Annotated in this window: 19 protein-coding genes; 8 read left to right on the forward strand and 11 right to left on the reverse strand. The window is 67.8% G+C overall.

The features are described 5' to 3' along the window. Window positions 1-88: 88 nt before the first annotated feature. Window positions 89-1,015 (forward strand): LysR family transcriptional regulator, encoded by a 927-nt coding sequence (locus tag WKR98_RS19470; protein WP_341434443.1) that lies wholly within the window; start codon window positions 89-91, stop codon window positions 1,013-1,015. Between the two features lie 24 nt (window positions 1,016-1,039). On the opposite strand, the gene WKR98_RS19475 is transcribed toward WKR98_RS19470, so the two are convergent. From WKR98_RS19475 to WKR98_RS19500, 6 genes are all read right to left on the reverse strand, one after another. Beyond that, window positions 1,040-1,363 carry a tetratricopeptide repeat protein gene (locus WKR98_RS19475; RefSeq protein WP_341434444.1) on the reverse strand — a complete coding sequence of 108 codons (324 nt, stop codon included), beginning with the start codon at window positions 1,361-1,363 and terminating at the stop codon, window positions 1,040-1,042. 66 nt (window positions 1,364-1,429) lie between these two features. Then, window positions 1,430-2,350, reverse strand: coding sequence for a polyphosphate kinase 2 (ppk2, locus tag WKR98_RS19480; RefSeq protein ID WP_341434445.1), 921 nt, complete (start codon window positions 2,348-2,350; stop codon window positions 1,430-1,432). An 81-nt stretch (window positions 2,351-2,431) separates the two neighbouring features. Next, the gene (locus WKR98_RS19485) at window positions 2,432-3,481 is read right to left on the reverse strand and encodes a VWA domain-containing protein (RefSeq protein ID WP_341434446.1); all 1,050 of its coding nucleotides are present in this window, start codon (window positions 3,479-3,481) and stop codon (window positions 2,432-2,434) included. Window positions 3,482-3,496: 15 nt separating this feature from the next. Next, the gene (locus tag WKR98_RS19490; RefSeq protein ID WP_341434447.1) at window positions 3,497-4,492 is read right to left on the reverse strand and encodes a DUF58 domain-containing protein; all 996 of its coding nucleotides are present in this window, start codon (window positions 4,490-4,492) and stop codon (window positions 3,497-3,499) included. Continuing rightward, window positions 4,467-5,468, reverse strand: a complete 1,002-nt coding sequence (locus WKR98_RS19495; protein WP_370282952.1) for an AAA family ATPase — start codon at window positions 5,466-5,468, stop codon at window positions 4,467-4,469. The genes WKR98_RS19490 and WKR98_RS19495 overlap by 26 nt, the downstream gene beginning before the upstream one ends. A gap of 35 nt (window positions 5,469-5,503) precedes the next feature. Beyond that, complete coding sequence (locus WKR98_RS19500) at window positions 5,504-6,508, reverse strand: S1C family serine protease (RefSeq protein ID WP_341434448.1); 1,005 nt, start codon at window positions 6,506-6,508, stop codon at window positions 5,504-5,506. Between the two features lie 239 nt (window positions 6,509-6,747). Between WKR98_RS19500 and WKR98_RS19505 the strand changes: the two genes are divergently transcribed. Further along, entirely contained in the window at window positions 6,748-7,818 is a 1,071-nt protein-coding gene (locus WKR98_RS19505) for a VWA domain-containing protein (protein WP_124689079.1), read from the forward strand. Window positions 7,819-7,892: 74 nt separating this feature from the next. After that, window positions 7,893-9,275 carry a UDP-glucose dehydrogenase family protein gene (locus tag WKR98_RS19510; protein ID WP_341434450.1) on the forward strand — a complete coding sequence of 461 codons (1,383 nt, stop codon included), beginning with the start codon at window positions 7,893-7,895 and terminating at the stop codon, window positions 9,273-9,275. Here the strand turns inward: WKR98_RS19510 and WKR98_RS19515 are convergent. Next, window positions 9,266-10,228, reverse strand: coding sequence for a LysR family transcriptional regulator (locus tag WKR98_RS19515; RefSeq protein WP_341434451.1), 963 nt, complete (start codon window positions 10,226-10,228; stop codon window positions 9,266-9,268). The genes WKR98_RS19510 and WKR98_RS19515 overlap by 10 nt on opposite strands. Window positions 10,229-10,343: 115 nt before the next feature. On the opposite strand from WKR98_RS19515, the gene WKR98_RS19520 reads away from it, so the two are divergent. Further along, entirely contained in the window at window positions 10,344-10,985 is a 642-nt protein-coding gene (locus tag WKR98_RS19520) for a DsbA family protein (protein WP_341434452.1), read from the forward strand. A 3-nt stretch (window positions 10,986-10,988) separates the two neighbouring features. On the opposite strand, the gene WKR98_RS19525 is transcribed toward WKR98_RS19520, so the two are convergent. Next, on the reverse strand, window positions 10,989-12,845 hold the full coding sequence (locus tag WKR98_RS19525) for an alpha/beta hydrolase family protein (protein WP_124689075.1): 1,857 nt from the start codon (window positions 12,843-12,845) through the stop codon (window positions 10,989-10,991). A 175-nt stretch (window positions 12,846-13,020) separates the two neighbouring features. Here WKR98_RS19525 and WKR98_RS19530 point away from each other — a divergent pair, with 175 nt between their 5' ends. The 4 genes from WKR98_RS19530 (at window position 13,021) to WKR98_RS19545 (ending at window position 17,110) form a co-directional block, all read left to right on the forward strand. After that, window positions 13,021-13,707 (forward strand): MlaC/ttg2D family ABC transporter substrate-binding protein, encoded by a 687-nt coding sequence (locus tag WKR98_RS19530; RefSeq protein WP_341434453.1) that lies wholly within the window; start codon window positions 13,021-13,023, stop codon window positions 13,705-13,707. Window positions 13,708-13,877: 170 nt separating this feature from the next. Next, window positions 13,878-14,519 carry a guanylate kinase gene (gmk, locus tag WKR98_RS19535; protein WP_341434454.1) on the forward strand — a complete coding sequence of 214 codons (642 nt, stop codon included), beginning with the start codon at window positions 13,878-13,880 and terminating at the stop codon, window positions 14,517-14,519. 35 nt (window positions 14,520-14,554) lie between these two features. Further along, window positions 14,555-14,758, forward strand: a complete 204-nt coding sequence (gene rpoZ, locus WKR98_RS19540) for a DNA-directed RNA polymerase subunit omega (protein WP_087839443.1) — start codon at window positions 14,555-14,557, stop codon at window positions 14,756-14,758. 93 nt (window positions 14,759-14,851) lie between these two features. Then, the gene (locus tag WKR98_RS19545) at window positions 14,852-17,110 is read left to right on the forward strand and encodes a RelA/SpoT family protein (protein ID WP_124689072.1); all 2,259 of its coding nucleotides are present in this window, start codon (window positions 14,852-14,854) and stop codon (window positions 17,108-17,110) included. Between the two features lie 8 nt (window positions 17,111-17,118). Here the strand turns inward: WKR98_RS19545 and greB are convergent, their stop codons facing one another. From greB to WKR98_RS19560, 3 genes are read right to left on the reverse strand one after another with little or no spacing between them, the layout of a single operon-like run. Beyond that, on the reverse strand, window positions 17,119-17,682 hold the full coding sequence (greB, locus tag WKR98_RS19550; protein WP_124689071.1) for a transcription elongation factor GreB: 564 nt from the start codon (window positions 17,680-17,682) through the stop codon (window positions 17,119-17,121). Window positions 17,683-17,687: 5 nt separating this feature from the next. Continuing rightward, window positions 17,688-18,530 (reverse strand): 3',5'-nucleoside bisphosphate phosphatase, encoded by an 843-nt coding sequence (locus WKR98_RS19555; RefSeq protein WP_445936113.1) that lies wholly within the window; start codon window positions 18,528-18,530, stop codon window positions 17,688-17,690. Between the two features lie 2 nt (window positions 18,531-18,532). Then, window positions 18,533-19,348, reverse strand: a complete 816-nt coding sequence (locus WKR98_RS19560) for an alpha/beta fold hydrolase (RefSeq protein ID WP_341434456.1) — start codon at window positions 19,346-19,348, stop codon at window positions 18,533-18,535. Window positions 19,349-19,550 lie beyond the last annotated feature (202 nt).

Genomic DNA, 19,550 nt, shown 5'->3' on the forward strand with positions numbered 1-19,550 from the left:
GCGGTGGGTAGAATCCATCATTGCCGCCCGCCCGCTCGGCGTCCAATACTCGAAATGCATACAACTATCGCGGAGACGAGACCCCACGATGGGACCGGACAATCGCCCCCTGGACCTGGAATGGCTGGAAGATTTCGTCGCGCTGGCCGACAGCGGCAACTTCTCGCGCGCGGCCGAGGCCCGCGCCATCGCGCAGCCGGCCTTCAGCCGGCACATCCGCGCGCTGGAGGAATGGGTGGGCGCCGACCTGATCGACCGCGGCGCGCACCCGGCCACGCTCACCCCCGCCGGCCGGCGGCTGCTGCCCCTGGTCGAGGACGTGCTGGCCCGGCTGGTGGCCGCCCGCATCAAGGCCCGCATGGCGCATGACCAGAGCGTCGCCAGCCTGCGCATCGCGGTCACGCACGCCCTGTCGCTGTCCTTCCTGCCCGGGTGGCTGGCGCGCCTGGAAGCCAGCCTGCAGCTGGGCGCGGTCGAGATGATGTCCGACGGCACGGCCGCCTGCGAGGAACTGATGCTCCAGCGCAAGGTGCAGTTCCTGCTGTGCCACGCCCACCCCGCGCTGCCCGGCCGGCTGGACGAGGCCGCCTGCCCGGTGCTGCGGCTGGCGGACGATGCGCTGGTGCCCGTCTGCGCCCCCACGCCCTCGGGCTCCCCCCGCCACGACCTGCGGCAGGACGGGCCCATTCCGCTGCTGGCCTACGGCGAAGCCTCGGGCCTGGGGCGCATCCTGCGCGCCGGGCTGGGCGCCGCGGCGCGCGACCCGCGCCTGCACCCGGTGTTCACCGCGCCGCATGCCCTGCTGCTGGAAGCCCTGGCCCTGGAAGGCCGGGGCGTGGCCTGGCTGCCCCGCATCCTGGCGGCGCCGGCGCTGGCCAGCGGACGGCTGGTGGAGGCCGGCGATGCCTCGTGGCAGGTCGCCACCGAGATCCGCCTGTACCGGCAGCACGTGGACATGGCGCCGGCCGCGGAATCCCTGTGGCAACTCGCGCGGCTGGACGACGCGCCAGCCTAGGGCCAGTTCCTGCTGGAAGAAGCCTCAGGAAGGCTGCCGCTTCTTGTCCAGCCGCCGCAACTGCACCTGCATTTCCTTGACCGCCTGCACGCTGCCCTTGGCGGAGGCGGCCGCGATGCCCTCGTCCCAGGCAGCGCGGGCATCATCGTCGCGGCCCAGCGCCAGCAGCGCCTTGCCGAGCTGCTTCCACGCGGCGGCATAGCCGGTATCCAGTTCAACCGCGCGCCGCAGGTGTTCGGCGGCCGCGGCGGCATCGTTCTCTTCGAGGTAGAGGTTGCCCAGCGTGAACCGCAGCAGCGCGCTGTCGCGGCCGGCCGCGATCATCTTCAGAAAATTGTTCTTGTCCATGGCCTTGGCATCCATTGGCCTCATGAGGCCGCCAAGCCCAGGATAACGCGAACGGCGCGCCGCCGCTCAGTAGCGCTCGGGCACCATCATGCTGTCCGGCACCGGCCGCCGGATGTAGTCCTCGTGCCGCACGCGCTGGGGCAGATCGATGTGATGATGGGGAATGTCGTGATAGGGAACCAGGCTGAGCAGGTGGTCGATGCAGTTGAGCCGGGCCTTCTTCTTGTCCACGGCCTGCACCACCCACCACGGCGCCTCGTCGATGTGCGTGCGCTCGAGCATGATCTCTTTCGCGCGCGTGTAGTCCTCCCAGCGCCGGCGCGACTCCAGGTCCATGGGACTGAGTTTCCACTGCTTCAGCGGATCGTGGATGCGGCCCAGGAAGCGCAGGTGCTGCTCATCGTCCGTGATCGAGAACCAGTACTTGACCAGCTGTATGCCCGAGCGGACCAGCATTCTTTCGAACTCGGGCACCGAGCGGAAGAACTCCTCGTACTCGTCGTCATTGCAGAAGCCCATTACCCGCTCGACGCCTGCGCGGTTGTACCAGCTGCGGTCGAACAGCACGATCTCGCCCGCGGCGGGCAGGTGCGGCACGTAGCGCTGGAAATACCACTGCGTGCGTTCGCGGTCGTTGGGCGCGGGCAGCGCGGCCACGCGGCACACGCGGGGATTCAGGCGCTGGGTGATGCGCTTGATCACGCCGCCCTTCCCCGCCGCGTCGCGGCCCTCGAAGATGATGACGACCTTGTGGCGGGTATGCACGACCCAGTCCTGCAGCTTGACGAGTTCGGCCTGGAGCCGGAACAGCTCGCGGAAGTAGCGTCGCCGCGCGTCGCGGTCCTCTTCCACCCGGGCCGGCTGGCCCTCGGCGTCCCACTCGCGGTCCTCGAATTCGATCTCCAGCTCTTCGTCGTAGCTGTCGATCAGGTCGCGGTGAATGCGGTGCATCAGTTCGTCGTGGTCGGAAATCGGCTGGTAGCTCATGGGGCGCTTGGAAAGGTCGGGCCAACGCCTCTTTTTGCTACACGGACATGACAGGGTCATGACACCGCGCCCTTCCCGCGTCTATTGCACCCGGCCGAACCACCACAGCGACAGCAGCCCCGACAGCACCGCCAGCAAGGCGCCCAGCGCGGTGAACAGCGCCGTGACCTCGACCACGTCGCGCTTGTCGAACGCCAACCGGGCACTGAGCGAGCGATATACCTTCCTGAGTTCGCCCGCGTCCTGGGCCTGGAAATACTGCGCGCCGGTCATGTCGGCCACCTTCTTCAGCACGTCCTCGTCCAGCCGCACGCGCATGGACCAGCCGTCGGTCGTCAGCGTCGTACCCTCGGGCGTCCCGATCCCGACCGTGAATATCCGCACGCCGTACAACGCCGCGACCTCGGCCGCCTTCAGCGCGTCGGGTCCCGTGTTGTTCTGGCCGTCGGACAGCAGCACGATGGCGCCCGACGGATACGAGCCGGGAACCGCCCCGTCACCCAGTCCCGCCGCGGCCAGGTCGACCGGCGCCGGCCGGGCGCTGCCGCCGTCCAGGAAGCGCTCGACGTCGATACCCGCATTGGGCAGCACCGTTGCCAGCGCGATGATCAGCCCGCTGCCGAGCGCGGTGCCGCGCTGGGGCTCCAGGCGCTCGATGGCGGCGATCACGTCCTCGCGCTTGCGCGTGGGCGACTGCACCACGGCCGCCGCGCCCGCCACCGCGACCACCGACACGCTGACGTTGGCGGGCTGCCCGTCGACGAATTCCTTGGCGGCCCGCTGGGCCGCATAGATCCGGGTCGGCTTGATGTCGTCGGCCCGCATGCTGCCCGACATGTCCATGGCCAGCACCACGGTCTCCAGCCGCGAGGGCAGCATCATCAACGCCTGCGGACGGGCCATCGCGACGATGAGCGAGCACAGCCCGAGCAGCAGCAACAGCGGCGGCAGGACCCGGCGCAGCCGGGACGGCCGGACGCTGGTGCCCACGACGTCCAGGGCGGGATAGCGCAGGGCCATGCCGCGGCGCAGGCGATCCAGCCGCCAATAGCAGAACGCCAGAGGCGGTACCAGCACCAGCAGCCACAGCATCTTGGGCCACAGGAAAGTCAGGGCGGGCAGGTTCTCCATGAGATGCTTCCCGGTTCAGATATCTCGGGCCCAGGGCCCGTTCAGTCCACCCACGAGCTGGCTGCGCCGGCGGCGCAACCGCATGAAATGCAGCAGGGCCTGGTCCAGCCGTTCGTCGGTGGCCAGTTCCAGACAATCGACGCCCGCCTCGGTCAGGGCCTTGCGCAGCGCCGTCTCGCGCTCCGTGGCGGCGGCGGCGAAGCGCCGGCGAAAGCCGGGGTCGTGGGTATCGACGAAAAGCTGTTCGCCGGTCTCGGCATCCTGCAACACCACCAGGCCCAGGTCGGGCAAGGCCTGCTCCAGCGGATCGTACAGTCGCACCGCGACGACCTCGTGGCGCTGGGCCAGCACGCCCAGCGTCTGCTCCCAGCCCGGGGCGCTGATGAAATCCGAGACCACGAACACCACCGAGCGCCGGCCTATGGCCGACAACGAACGCTCCAGCAGGTCGCCCAGCCGCGTCTCGCCCGACTTGCCGTCGGCCCGCAGCGCGCCGATGCGATCGAGCACGTGCAGCACATGGCGCCGGCCGGTGCGGGCGGGAATGGCGCCCTCGCCCTGGCCGCCGTACAGGACCGCGCCCACACGGTTGCCGTAGCGCGTCAGCAGCCGCGCCAGCACCGCCACGAAACTGGTCAGCACCGCCCGCTTGCGCACCCCGGCCGAACCGAAATCGACTGAACCCGACAGGTCCAGCAGGAACCACGCGGACACTTCCCGGTCCTCCTGGAATTCGCGCACGTGCGGCGATTGCAGGCGCGCCGTGACGTTCCAGTCGATGTGGCGCACGTCGTCGCCGGCCTGGTATTCGCGCAGGTCCGCCAGGTCCAGCCCGAAGCCCCGGAACAAGGTGCGGTAGTCGCCCTGCAGCGCTCCGTCCAGCCGGCGGATGACGGTCCATTCCAGGCGGCGCAGCAATTCCTCGGCGTCGGCCCTGGGCTGGGCCGACGCCACCGCCGCATCGTTGGCCGGCTCGGCCGGCCGCTTAGTGAACCGCCGCAACCCGAACATGCGAATCCAATGGCCGCTCCGGGGCCGGCAAGGTCTGGAGGATGCGCGTGATGATCTGGTCGGACCCGAGCCCATCGGACAGCGCCTCGTACGACAGCACCAGCCGGTGCCGCAGCACGTCGGGGATCAGGTCGACCAGGTCTTCGGGCAGCGCGTAGTGCCGCCCCCGCAGGAAGGCCAGCGCGCGCGCTCCTTCGACGAGGTTGATGGTGGCGCGCGGGCTCGCCCCGAAAGTCAGGTAGCGCGACAGGTCGGACAGCCCGTAGGCCTCGGGACGGCGCGTGGCGGCCACCACCTTCACCGCGTACTGCACCAGGCCCGGATCGACATACACCTTGCGGCACTCCGCCTGCAGCTGCGTGAGTTGCTCGGTGACCGCGACCGGCTGCACCTGCACCGGCGGCCCCGTGACCCGATCGACGATGACGAATTCTTCTTCCTCGCTGGGATAGCCGACGATGACCTTCATCATGAAACGGTCGACCTGCGCTTCGGGCAGCGGATAGGTGCCCTCGGTCTCGATCGGATTCTGCGTCGCCATCACCAGGAACGGCGCCGGCACCTTGTGGGTCTCGCCCGCGATGGTGACCTGCCGCTCCTGCATGACCTCCAGCAGCGCGCTCTGCACCTTGGCCGGTGCGCGGTTGATCTCGTCGGCCAGCAGCAGGTTGGCGAAGACCGGGCCCAGCACCGTGGAGAAATCCCCGGTGCGCTGGTTGTACATGCGCGTACCCACCAGGTCTGCCGGCAACAGGTCCGGCGTGAACTGGATGCGCTTGAACGTGCCTCGCAGGGTCTTGGCCAGCGTGTTGACGGTCAGCGTCTTGGCCAGGCCCGGCACGCCCTCCACCAGCAAATGCCCCTGGGCCAGGATGGCCACCAGCACCCGCTCCAGGAAGTGGTCCTGCCCCACCACCACGCGCTTGACCTCGTACAGCAGCCGTTCCATCAGGTTGGCGCTGTCTACGGCACTCATGGGCTTGTCGTTCATAGGCGTCCTGTCGTGGAGAGTCAGAAGGGAGGCATGCCGACCGCGCTGCCGGCGCTTTCTATCGTGGTGGCGAAGCCGATGCCGACGAAGGTCCCGGCGTTGGTCGGATTCAGGATGGCGGTGACGATGCCGACGACCTCGCCGTTCATGTTCACCAGCGGCCCGCCGGAATTGCCCGGATTGGCCGCGGCGTCGAACTGGATCAGCCGCGTCAGCACGTGCCGCCCCTCGGCCGAGACGAATTCGCGGTTCAGGCCCGATACCACGCCTGACGACACCGACGGTCCGATGCCGAACGGAAAGCCCACCGCCACGACCTCGTCGCCCGGCGCGAGATCCAGGCTGGACCCCAGCGTGGCGGCGGGCAGGTCGTCGGGCACGGACTTGGCGCGGATCACGGCCAGATCCTTGTCCGGCTGGATGGCGACCACGTCGGCATCGGCCTCGTAGCCGTCGAAGAAGGTGACCTTCAGGCGCCTGGAACCGGAGATGACGTGAAAGTTGGTCAGGATCACGCCGCTGTCGACGATGACCACGCCCGAGCCTATGCTGCCTTCATGCCGGGGCGCGTTGCCTTCCTCGTTCCTGGCCGTCTGCCTGTCCTTGCCCTTGCCCTTGGACTTGCCGCCCGCCTTGGGTTTGACGGGCGGCTTGGCTTTCTTCGCGCCGCCGTCGTCCGCTTCGTCCTCATCGCCGTAGCCGCGTATCTGCACGACGGATTGGCGCACGGCCTCGGCCGCCTTGGCCGGCCGCGAAGGCAGCGTCTTGTTTTGCAGGGTATGCAGGACCGCCGAATCGATGTCTTCCTGGGTCGGCTGACTTTGTTGAGGTTGCAACAAAACGAAAACCAGGCCGCCCGCGATGACGAGCAGGGCCAGGCCGAAAAAGGCGGAGCGGTGTCTGGCCGTCCAGTCCCGGAAGCGCCTCGGCCATCCCGGACGGCGCATGGCATCGGCCTCGTCCTTCGGGGCGGCATCGACCGAAGGGGGCCTGGCGGTCCTGCTGTATAGGGCAACCCGTTTCATCACTACCGTCCAGCTTGGCGTTCTTCACGGAATGCGGTCGCGCGTCCAGGGCGCGGCCCGGAATCCCTTGGGGTATTCAGGGCTGACAACCCGGACCGCCCCCGGTTCAATCGAACGAGGGCCCGGCCAAAATAAGGTAACACTTAAACGACGACCATGGGCAGATACCTTTACCGCCGCAAGGGTTCGTGGGCATACTAAAGACAACGTTGCACACTCCCGCGCGCCAAGGAGCACTTATGCGGTTTCTCTGGCCCGATCTTCTCTGGCTGCAGCTCCTCGTTCCCCTGCTCGTAGCCCTCTACCTGTACGCGCTTGCCCGCCGCAAGAAGGCGGCCATCCGCTATGCCAGCCTGAGCCTGGCCAAGGTCGCCATCGGCCCTGGCCAGCGGCTGCGACGCCACATCCCGCCGCTGCTGTTCCTGCTGGCGATGTCGGCGGCGCTGCTGGCGTGCGCGCGTCCCACCGCCACCGTCACCCTGCCCTCGGACAGCCTCACGGTGGTCCTGGCGGTGGACGTCTCGCGCAGCATGCAGGCCGCCGACATCGCCCCCAACCGGCTGGTGGCCGCGCAGATGGCGGCCAAGCGCTTCATCTCCGAACTGCCGTCCAACGTACGGCTGGGCATCGTCTCGTTCGCCGGCACCGCCGCGGTCGTGCAGACGCCCACCGACAACCGGCAGGACATGGTCGAGGCCATCGACCGATTCCAGCTGCAACGCGCCACCGCCACCGGCAGCGGGCTGATCCTGGCTCTGTCCATGCTGTTTCCCGACGACGGCATCGACCTGGAGTCGGTCATCTTCGAAACCCCGTCCATCCGCGCGGGGCGGCGCGGGGTCCCGCTCGACCAGGCGGGCGCCGCCGAAGCGGCGAAGAAAAAGCAGAAGACCCTGCAGCCGGTGCTGCCGGGCTCGTACACCTCGGGCACCATCATCCTGCTGAGCGACGGCCGGCGCACCACCGGCCCGGATCCGCTGGACGCCGCGCGCATGGCCGCCGAGCGGGGCGTGCGCGTCTACACCGTGGGCTTCGGCACCCAGCAGGGCGCGCCCATCGGCGACGAGGGCTGGTCGTTCTTCGCCCGGCTGGACGAGCCCACGCTGCGCACGGTGGCGCAAATGACCGGGGGCGAATACTTCCTGGCCAGTTCCGAGGCGGACCTGAGTTCGGTGTACCGCAACCTCAACGCCAAGTTCTCGATGGAGCGCAAGGAGACCGAACTCAGCGCCCTGCTAAGCGCGGCCGCGGTCGTCCTGCTGACCCTGGCCTGCGTGCTGTCCATGCTCTGGTTCCAGCGCAGCCGCTAGCGGGTGCTCGTGTTGCACGGCCATGACGGGCCGCTGTCAGCAGATTGCAATGCGCGCCCGATATAAATCGGGGCATGAATCTCGCGATCATAGGGGCCGGCTACGTCGGCCTGGTTACCGGGGCCTGCCTGGCCGACGTGGGCAACCGCGTCGTCTGCGTCGAACGCCATGCCGAACGCCTGCGCGTGCTGCGGGAAGGCGGCGTTCCCTTCTTCGAACCCGGGCTGGCCGACATGGCCGCGCACAACGCGCAGGCCGGGCGCCTTTCCTTCACCGATGACCTGCCCGCCGCGCTGCGCGACGCGGAGATCGTCTTCATCGCGGTGGGCACGCCGGCCGGCGAAGACGGCTCGGCGGACCTGGGCCACGTGCTCGAGGCCAGCGCCGAACTGGGCCGGTCTATCCCGCGCGACATGGTGGTCGTCGTGAAATCGACCGTGCCCGTCGGCACCTGCCACCGCGTGCAGGCCCTGATCGAACATACCCTGCGCGAACGCGGCGCCGCCTGGCGCGTCCCCATCGTCTCCAATCCGGAGTTCCTGAAGGAAGGCAGCGCGGTCGACGATTTCCAGCGCCCCGACCGCATCGTCATCGGCACCGAGGACACCCGCGCGCTGCGGCTGATGACAGCGCTGTACTCGCCCTACAACCGCAACCGCGACCGCCTGATCCACACCGACGTGCGGTCGGCCGAGTTCACGAAGTACGCGTCCAACGTCATGCTGGCCACGCGCATCTCGCTGATGAACGAGCTGGCCAGGATCGCCGAGAAGGTCGGCGCGGACATCGAGGCCGTGCGCCACGGCGCCGGCGCCGACCCGCGCATCGGCCACCACTTCCTGTATGCCGGCGTCGGCTATGGCGGCTCGTGCTTTCCCAAGGACATCCAGGCCCTGGCCCGGCTGGCGGCCGAGCACGGCGAATCCACGCCGCTGCTCGACAGCGTGCAGCGGGTGAACGAGGAACAGAAGCGCGTCATGGCGGCGAAGATACGGCAGCACCTGGGCCCCTCGCTGCAAGGCCGCTGCATCGCGCTGTGGGGCCTGGCCTTCAAGCCCAATACCGACGACATACGCGAGGCGCCCAGCCTCGCCCTGGTGCGTGAACTGTTGGCCGACGGCGCGATCGTGCGCGCGTACGATCCGGTCGCCGCCGAGAACGCGCGCCGCGCCATCGATCATCCCGGCCTGGTCATCGTCCCCAACGCGCAGGCGGCCTGCGAAGGCGCCGACGTGCTGGCGGTGGTAACCGAATGGCGCGAGTTCAAATCGCCCGACTTCCGGGGGCTGGCCGGCCAGCTCAAGTCACGCGCGATCTTCGACGGCCGCAACCTGTACGACCCCGAGTACGTGCAAAGCTGCGGCCTGGCCTATTACGGCATCGGCCGCGGCGGCCGCCCCGCCCGCCCGGGGCGGGAGGACACGGACGCGCCCGCCGTCACGACCGGCTACTGGTGACGGCCCGCGCCGCGCCGGCCGCTTGCGGCCAGGGCGGCCAGCGTGTCCTGCAATTCGGTATCCCAGGCCGGCGGGTCCGAAAAGCGCTGCGCCAGGAAATCGAGCAGCGTGCGCAGCGTGGGCGGCATGTGCTTGCGCGAGGTGTAGACGCCGTACAGGGTCATGTCGCGCGGCGGCGTCTCGGGCAGCAGCACCCGCAGGCGTTCCGCGCGCACCAGCTCGCCCACCGCATAGGTCGGCAACATCGCGATCCCGGCTCCGCACACGGTCGCCTCGACCAGCGTGGTCGCCTCGTTGGAACTGATGTTCCCGCCTACCGCGACCGACACCGGCGCGCCGGCGCGGACGAAATGCCACAGGCTCTTGCCGGTGTACGAATGGGTCAGGCAATTGTGCAGGCCGAGTTCCTCCAGCCTGCCAGGCGTGCCCTGCTGGCGCAGGTAGTCGGGCGAGGCGCACAGCACCGACCGGCATACGGCCAGCCGGCGCGCGATCAGGTTGGGATCGAGATCGTTGGTGACGCGCAGCGCGAGATCGATGCGTTCGTCCACCAGATTGACGGTGCGATCGACCATGACCATGTCCACCGCCACGTCGGGATACCGGCGGGTGTAGTCGACAATGGCCGGCGCCAGGTGGGCCTGCCCGAAGGACGTGCTGGCCGTCACGCGCAGCACGCCGCGCGGCGCGCTGTCCGGGCTGGACACGGCGGCGCGCATGTCGCCTTCGAGTTCCAGCATCTGGCGGCAGCGGGCCAACACTTCGGCACCGGGCGGGGTCAGGCTCAGCCTGCGCGTGGTCCGATGCAGCAGCCGGGCCCCCACCCATTCCTCCAGCTCGGCCAGATAGCGCGAAACGGCCGGCCGCGACAGTTCCAATGCCTCGGCCGCGGCCGACTGGCTGCCGCGGTCGACGACCTCGACGAATACGCGCATCGCGCTGAGTCTGTCCATGACCTGACCGGTTCCAGCAACAAATAATTCTCGATTCTACGGTTTTTACTATCGTTTTTTGTAATTATCCTGACACCTAGCAAAATCCGGACGCCATGCGTCCCACGAACCCATCATGGAAACGACCCGGCTTCACTACATCTACGATCCCTTCTGCGGCTGGTGCTATGCCTCGGCCCCGTTGATGGCGGCGGCCCGCGGGCTATTGCCCGTCACCGCGCATGGCGGCGGCATGATGGCCGGCAGCAACCGCCAGCCCGTGACCGACCGGCTGCGCAACTACGTCATGCCCCATGACCGCCGCATCGCGGCCATGACCGGCCAGCCGTTCGGGCAGGCCTATTTCGACGGCCTGCTGCGCGACCACGACGCCGTGTTCGACTCCGAACCGCCCATCACCGCCATCCTGGCCGCGCTCGATGCCGGTGGCGAGGGACGCGACCTGGACCTGCTGGCGCGCCTGCAACGCGCCCATTACGTGGAGGGCCGGCGCATAGCCGATGCCGGCGTGCTGGCCGAGATGGCCGCCGACATCGGCCTGGACCGGCCGGCCTTCGAAGCCGCCTATGCCGCGCGGGATGGCCAGCCGACGCGCGACCACATCGCCGAAAGCCGCGCCCTGCTGGCCCGTGCCGGCGGCCAGGGGTTCCCGACCTTCGCGCTGGAGCGCGATGGCCGCTACCGGGTGCTGGACACCGGCCGCTATCTCGGCCACGTGGACGAGTGGCGCGCCGCGCTGGCCGACATGCTGGACTAGGGCCTACAGGTACTTGGCCAGGAACGCTTCCATCGCGGCGTAGAACTCGAACTGGTTCTCTTCGTTGTGGAAGCCGTGCCCTTCGTTGTCCTTGACCATGTATTCGACCTGTACGCCGCGTGCGCGCAGCGCGGCCACGATCTGGTCGCTTTCGTCCTTGTTGACGCGCGGGTCCTTCGCCCCCTGGGCCACGAATAGCGGCGCCTTGATCCGGTCGACGAAGAAGACCGGCGATGCCGCGTGCAGCATGTCCTTGTCCCGCTCGGGATCGCCGACCATCTCGTGCATGGAATCCAGGAAAGGCTTCCAGTACGGCGGGATGGTGTCCATGAACGTGAACAGATTCGACACCCCCACGTAGTCCACGGCCGCGGCATACAGGTCGGGCGTGAACGCGATGCCGGCCAGCGTGGCGTAGCCGCCGTAGCTGCCGCCATAGATGGCGATGCGCGCCGGATCGGCGATGCCCTCGCGCTTGAGCCATTCGACGCCATCGGTGATGTCGTCCTGCATGGCCCGGCCCCACTGCCTGAACGAGGCCTCCCAGAACTTGCGCCCGTAGCCGGTGGAGCCCCGGAAATTCATCTGCAGCACGGCATAGCCGCGATTGGCCAGGAACTGCACCTCGGGGTTGTAACCCCAGGTGTCGCGGGCCCACGGTCCGCCATGGGGATGGATGATGACCGGCAGCTTGCGCGGCGTCGCGCCCACGGGCAGCGTCAGGTAGCCGTCGATCTTCAGGCCGTCGCGCGCGGTGTAGCGCACGGGCTTCATCGGCGCCATGTCGCGTTCCAGCAGCCACGGCTGGATCTCGCCCAGCTTGGTCAGCTTGCGCGAGGCGGCGTCGTACAGGTAGCGCGCCCCCTGCGTGCGGTCGTTGTAGGCCGCCACGACGAAGCGGGTCTCGTCGCGCGTCTCGCTTTGCAGCGCGATCTCGTAGCCGCGCAACTGGCTTTCCAGGTCGGCGTAGATTTCGGCGGTGGCCGGATCCAGCACCTGGCGCTGCGCCTTCCAGGTCATGTAGCCGATCTCGGTCAGGACCTTGCGCTGGTGCGAATAGGCCAGCCCCGAGACGTCGACCTCGGGGTGCTCGAATATCAGCGCGCCCTCGCGGGCGGTATGCGGGTCGAACTCGAACAGCGCGGCCTTGTCGCGGCCGCGGTTGGAGCTGACGTAGATGCGCTTGTTGTCGAACGTGAAGAACAACGGCGCGACGGTTTCCTTGAAATCCGTGGTCAGGATGGGACGGAATTCCTCGGCCTCGGTGTCGCGGTAAAGCAAGGTGTTGTTGACCCCGTCCGTGGCCACCGCCAGCCGCAGCCGGCCATCGTGGTCGGTGGCCCAGCCGGTGATGTTGCCGGGGTTCTGGGCGATCAGTTCCTCCTTGCCGGTGGCGACCTCGACGCGGAACACGTCGAACACCTGCGGGTCCCGCCGGTTGTGCGACAGCAGCACGTGGGCATCGTCGTCGATCAGGTCGTCCACCACGTCGGCGCGCACGCCGTCGTAAGGCGTGAGATCGGTCGGCGCGGCGGCGCCATCGAGCGGCACCGACAACAGGTGGAAGTTCTCGTCGCCGCCGAAGTCCTTGATGTACAGGATGTGGCCCGGCCCCTTCCAGAAAAATCCGCCCACGTCCCGTTCGGCCTCGCCGGTCAGCGCCCGCGCCGGACCGGTGGGAACGCCTTGTTCGTCCAGCGCCTGCACGTGCACGTTCTGCCTGCCCTGGGCGGGCGCCAGAAAGGCCAGGTGGCGGCCGTCGGGCGAAATGCGATAGCTGGAACGTTCCGGCTTCCGGAAGAAATCGCGCACGTCGTAGCGCTTGACGAGCCGTATGGCGGGGGGGGAAGTCGAGGTCATGGCGCGATCCGCGATAGAAGGAGGGAATGATCGGAAAACATAGCACAGCGAAGTGTCGCCCCCGGCCCGGTCCGGCCTTTGCAGCATTCTGTTTCAGTCGTCCGGAACGCCGGGCGTGATATATCCTCCAATACATACCGGCGGCCTCCGTTCGCCGTCCGTTCAGGGAGATCCCATGCTCGACTCGCGCTCCGCCCTCCAAGCCCTCGCCTCGACCCGCCACCGCCTGGCCTGGCTCGCCTGCTGGGCGACCGCGCTGGCCCTCGCTTTCTTCGCCGCCGGCCAGGCCCGCGCGCAGGCGCCCGGCCCGCAGGATCCGCCCAACGTGATCATCCAGAAGGCGGCCAACAACGTGCTGGACCGCATCCGCAAGGACCAGGAACTGAAGTCCGGCTCGCCCGAGAAGATCAACCAGGCCATCGACGAACTCATCCTGCCCTACGTCGACTTCGAGAAGACCACCCGCCTGGCGGTGGGCCGCTACTGGCGCCAGGCCACGCCCGAGCAGCGCACCGCGCTGGTCAAGGAGTTCCGCAACATGCTGGTGCGCACCTACGGCGGCTCGGTCTCCACCATCACCCCGCAGGCCCGCGTCGACATGCGCCCCTTCCGCGCCGAACCCGGCGCCACCGACGTCGTCGTGCGCACCACGGTCACCGACGGCCAGCGCGACCCGATCCCCGTCGACTACCGGCTGGAGAAAAGCGACCAGGGCTGGAAGATCTATGACCTGAACGTCATGGGCGTCTGGTTCATCCAGAACTACCGCGACCAGTTCGCCTCCATCGGTTCGCAGGGCGGCGTGGACGCCATCATCAAGGCCCTGCAGACCAGCAATCAAAAGATGAATACGGGTAGATAACCCCCCTACGCCCTTACGGGCGCCCCCCCAGGGGGCGATGCGGGTGGACCGGCGGAGCCGGATCCACCGCATCCTGGGTCTTGTGGGGCTGTCTCGGTGCGGAGCGCCGTATTCTTGCGTCCCCCAAGGGCGGGGGGGATATAATATTTTTTTGTGTTCCGCACTGATTCATGCCTCCACGCGCCGGTAACGTCTTCATGGTCGTCGCGCCCAGCGGCGCCGGCAAGTCCAGCCTGGTCAACGCCCTGCTCAAGGCCAGACCCGAAATCCGCTTGTCGATTTCCTGCACCACCCGCCCGCCCCGCCCGGGTGAAACCGACGGCAAGGAATACCACTTCGTCACCGTCCCCGCCTTCGAGAAGATGCAGCGCGAGGATGACCTGCTGGAGTGGGCCGAGGTACACGGGAATTTCTACGGCACGCCGAGCAGTTGGATTCAACGCCAGACCGAGGCCGGCAACGACGTCCTGCTGGAAATCGACTGGCAGGGAGCCCGCCAGGTGCGCGCCAAATTCCCCGAAGTCATCGGCATCTTCATCCTTCCGCCATCCATCGAGGCCCTGGAAACCCGGCTGCACGAACGCGGCCAGGACGAGTCCCATGTGATCGCGCGGCGGCTGCTGGCAGCCGGGGGCGAGTTCGCGCATGCTCCCGAATTCGAATATGTTATTATTAATCAAGACTTTAGCGCAGCCTTGGCCGACATGACGACGATCGTTACCGCCGCCAGGCTGCGTTTTCGTTCTCAGGCGGCCCGGCATGCCAGTCTGTTTTCGCAACTGGGCATTCCGCAAACGTCCGCACCGCTTTGACTCGCGTCCAGTACGCACAGCTTTCAGGGACCCTCATGGCACGTATCACCGTAGAAGACTGCTTGAAGCAAATTCCGAACCGGTTCAAACTGACCCTCGTGGCGACCTATCGCGCCCGGCAACTGGCCCAGGGCCATGCCCCCAAGCTCGATAGCAAGGACAAGCCGACCGTTACCGCGCTGCGCGAGGTCGCTTCCGGCGTGACCGGGGTGGAAATGCTGAAAAAGGTCCCCACCTGATTTCCAAGACCATGACGGTCTTGCCGCCGGCATACAGGCCGGCGATGCCTGGAGCGGCCCGGTCCCCCCGGGGGCGCTCCTCCTGAGGCGACCATGGGATTTCCAGTTTCTTCCTCGCGTTCCGGGAGTACTTCCGGAACACCGATAGCAGTTGCTGCCGCCGCCGGTTCCCAGGCGCTCGCCTCAGCCAGTCCCGCGCCGGCCGCCGCCGGCGTCTCGTTCGCCCCGCTGGCCGAAACCATTTCGCAGTATCTCAGCCCGGAAGACGTCCGCCGGGTGCGCGAAGCCTACCGTTTCTCCGACGAAGCGCACCTGGGCCAGTTCCGCGCCAGTGGCGAGCCGTACATCTCGCACCCCATAGCCGTCACCGAAATCTGCGCCGCCTGGAAACTGGATGCGGCGGCGCTGATGGCCGCCCTGCTCCACGACGTCATGGAAGACCAGGGCGTTACCAAGCAGGAGCTGATCGAACGCTTCGGCACCGAGGTCGCCGAACTGGTCGACGGACTGTCCAAGCTGGACCGGCTGGAGTTCGCCAGCAAGGCCGAGCAACAGGCCGAGAGCTTCCGCAAGATGCTGCTGGCCATGGCGCGCGACGTGCGCGTCATCCTGATCAAGCTGGCCGACCGGCTGCACAACATGCGCACGCTGGGCGCCGTCAGCCACGAGAAACGCCGCCGCGTGGCGCGGGAAACGCTGGAGATCTATTCTCCCATCGCCCACCGCCTGGGGCTGAACATCATCTACCGCGAACTGCAGGAACTCTGCTTCGAGGCGATGTATCACCACCGCTACATGGTGCTGCGCAAGGCGGTGCTGGCCGCGCGCGGCAACCGCCGCGAACTGGTGGGCAAGATCCAGGAAGCCGTGCGCGCCGCGCTGCCCGCCGCCGGCATCGAAGCCGAGGTCAACGGCCGCGAGAAGAACCTGTACGGCATCTACACCAAGATGCTGGAACAGAAGAAATCGTTCTCGGAAGTGCTGGACATCTACGGCTTTCGCATCGTGGTCAATTCGCAGCCCGAGTGCTATCTGGCGCTGGGCACGCTGCACCAGCTGTTCCGGCCGGTGCCGGGCAAGTTCAAGGACTACATCGCCATCCCCAAGGTCAACGGCTACCAGTCGTTGCACACGACGCTGGTGGGCCCCTACGGCACGCCGGTGGAGTTCCAGATCCGCACGCGCGACATGAACCAGGTGGCCGAGAGCGGCGTGGCGGCGCACTGGCTGTACAAGACCTCCGACGTCGACCTGAACGACCTGCAGAAACGCACCCACCAGTGGCTGCAGTCGCTGCTCGACATCCAGCGCCAGACCGGGGACAGCAGCGAGTTCCTGGAACACGTGAAGGTGGACCTGTTCCCCGACGCGGTCTACGTCTTCACGCCCCGCGGCAAGATCATCTCGCTGCCGCGCGGCGCCACGCCCATCGATTTCGCCTACAGCATCCACACCGACGTCGGCAACCAGACGGTGGCCGCCAAGGTCAACAGCGAGTTCGTGCCGCTGCGCACCGAACTCAAGAGCGGCGACGCGGTCGAGATCGTTACCGCCGAGCATTCGCGTCCCAATGCGCAATGGCTGAACTTCGTGCGCACCGGCAAGGCGCGCTCGGAAATCCGCCACTACCTGCGCACGGTCAAGTACGAGGAGTCCGTCAGCTTCGGCGAACGCCTGCTGGGCCAGGCGCTCAAGTCCATGAACATGCCGATGCCGGACAGCACCGACCCGATCTGGGACAAGCTGGCACGCGGCAGCGGCGCGCGCTCGCGCGACGAGATCCTGGCCGACATCGGGCTGGGCAAACGGCTCGCGGCGGTGGTCGCGCGCCGCTTCATGCCCGAGGGCGACCCCATCTCGACCACCGCCGAACAGGTGGAACGCTACACGGAACAAGGCACGGCCACGCCCATACGCATCCAGGGCAACGAAGGCCTGGCGGTGCAGCTGGCCCCCTGCTGCACGCCCATACCCGGGGATGCCATCGTCGCCTACGTGCGACTGGGGCATGGCCTGGTGGTCCATACCGAAGACTGCCCCAACGCCCGCCGCCAACGCGCCCGCGAACCGGAACGCTGGCTGGACGTGGCCTGGGACGACCAGACTTCGCGCCACTTCACCGTGCGCATCGACGTGGTGCTGCGCCAGGAGCGCGGCGTGCTGGGCCGCGTGGCGGCCGAGATATCGGCCTCCGACGCCAACATCACCCACGTCTCCATGCAGGACGAGGCCTCGTCCACCGTGGCGGTGCATTTCACCATCCAGGTGGAAAGCCGCCAGCACCTGGCCCAGGTCATCCGCCACCTGCGCCGCGTGCCCCAGGTCCAGCGCATCATCCGCGTCAAGGGCTGACCGGCCCGCTACGGCGGCGGCGGATCCGGATAGCTCACTTCCAGGATTTCCAGTTCATCCACGCCCGACGGGGTGCGCAGCACGACCGTATCGCCCTCGCGCGCCTTGATCAAGGCACGCGCCACGGGCGAGATCCAGCTGATCCGACCCTGCAGCGGTTCGGCCTCGTCCACGCCCACGATGGTCACCGTGTGTTCCTCGCCGGCACGGTCCATGTAGTTGACCGTAGCGCCGAAGAACACCTGGTCGCGGTTGGGCTGGGCGGAGGTGTCCACCACTTCGGCGATGTCCAGGCGGCGGGTCAGGAAACGCATGCGGCGGTCGATCTCGCGCAGGCGCTTCTTGCCGTACAGGTAGTCGCCGTTCTCGGAACGGTCGCCATTGGAGGCGGCCCACGACACGATCTGCACCACCGACGGCCGCTCCACGTTCATCAGGTGGACCAGTTCGCCGCGCAGGCGCGCGTAGCCGTCGGGCGTCATGTAGTTGCGCACGCCGGCCGGCAGGGCCAGGTGCTCGGGCAGGTCGTCGTCGTCCTGGCCCTCGGATTCTTTGACAAAAGCCTTGTTCATGAAGCTCAAAACCAGTCGTGCCAGATAGGCGTCAGCTGCGCGGGCAAGGGAGGCAGGCCGCCCAGGTCGACCCGGCTTTCCTCGGGGCCGTGGAAGTCCGAGCCGCGCGAGGCCAGGAAGCCATAGCGCGTGGCGACCTCGGCATACTCGCGGTACTGGTCGGGCGTATGGCTGCCCGTGACGACCTCGATGCCGCGCCCGCCCAGTTGCAGGAATTCATCGTACAGCGCATGGAACTGCAGCGGCGTGTAGGGATAGCGGCCCGGATGGGCAATGGCGGCCACGCCGCCGGCGCCCCGTATCCATCCCACGGCATCGGCAAGCGTGGCCCAGCGCATGGGTACGTAGCCGGGCTTGCCCTCCACCAGGTAGTTCTGGAAGACCTCGCCCACGTCCTTGCACACGCCGCGCTCGACCAGGAAACGCGCGAAGTGCGTGCGGCTGATCAGTTGCGGATTGCCGACGTGGACCAGCGCCCCCTCGAACGCGTCCGGGATGCCGACCGCCGCCAGTTGCGCCGCCATTTCGCGGGCGCGGCGCTCGCGGCCGGAGCGGGTGTCGCGCAGCCCCTCGACCAGCACCGCATCGTCGGGATCGACGCGCAGGCCCACGATGTGGACCGTTTCCCCGGCCCAGGTGACCGAGATCTCCACCCCCGGGACGAAGCGCATGCCCAGTTCCCGCGAAGCCGCCGCGGCCTCGTGCAGCCCGCCGACCTCGTCGTGATCGGTCAGCGCCAGTACGTCGACGCCATTGCGGCGCGCCCGCGCCGCCAGCTCGGCGGGCGGCAGCATGCCGTCCGACACCTGGGAATGGCAGTGCAGATCGACGTTCAGGGCGGATTCCATGTTCACATTGTAGGACGGCCACCCGGCACCGTCGCCGCCCGCGCCAGGAAATCTGCTACGAGTTGCGCCACCTCGGCTGGACGATCCTGATGCAGCATGTGGCCGGCATCGGCGACCGTCTCCCGTTGCAGGCAAGCAACGCCAGCCAGCCTGTCCTCGTAGCCCGGCTCCGCCCATGCCCGGGCGCGGACGGCGCTGTCAGCGGCTTCCACCCACAGCACCGGCGCCGTGATCGCACGCCAGCAGGCCAGCACCTCTTCCAACCGATAAAGGACACGATTGACGATCTTGTGGACGGGATCGGCACGCAGCCGCCACCGCTCCCCTTCGGGACAGCCGTTCTCGCGGGCAAGGAACAGCGCCTTCGCGGCATCCAGTCTGGGATTGTCCCGCATCAGGCGCTGCGCATAGGCCTCGGGACTGTCGTAGTCCCCCAGCCGTGCGCCGGCCACGATCTGGTCCATCCACTGCCGCAGCCGGCCCGGCGCCGCGTCGGCCGGCTGCGCCGACAGCCCCATCCCTTCCAGGTTGGCCACCGCCGCCACCCGTTCGGGGCGCACGCCGGCGTACAGCATGGCCATGTTGCCGCCCATGCTGTGCCCCAACAGCCGGACGGGAGAAGAAGGCGACAAATGACGGCAGAAAGCGTCCAGATCACCCAGGTATTCGCCGACCTCGTAGCAATCGCCGCCTCCCCACTGCGTCCTGCCGAAGCCGCGCCAGTCAGGCGCCACGACATGGAAATCGCCCGCCAGGCGGTCCGCCACGAACTGGAACGAGGCCGACGAATCCATCCAGCCGTGGAGCGCCAGCAGCAACGGCGCGCTGCTGTCGCCCCAATGACGAAAATGGTGACGCAAACCCCGAACATCCAGATACTCCGATCGCGGGGCTACAAGCGGCTCGTACATGATCATTTATCGACAATTAGGGGAAATTGGAGGAAAACCCGCGAAAAGACGGGGCTCGTGAGGCGTTTGGCCTGGCACCGCGGGCACCAAAGCCATTGCGGTTATCGGT

This window comes from Pigmentiphaga sp. YJ18 (genome assembly GCF_038066655.1).
GTDB lineage: Bacteria > Pseudomonadota > Gammaproteobacteria > Burkholderiales > Burkholderiaceae_B > Pigmentiphaga.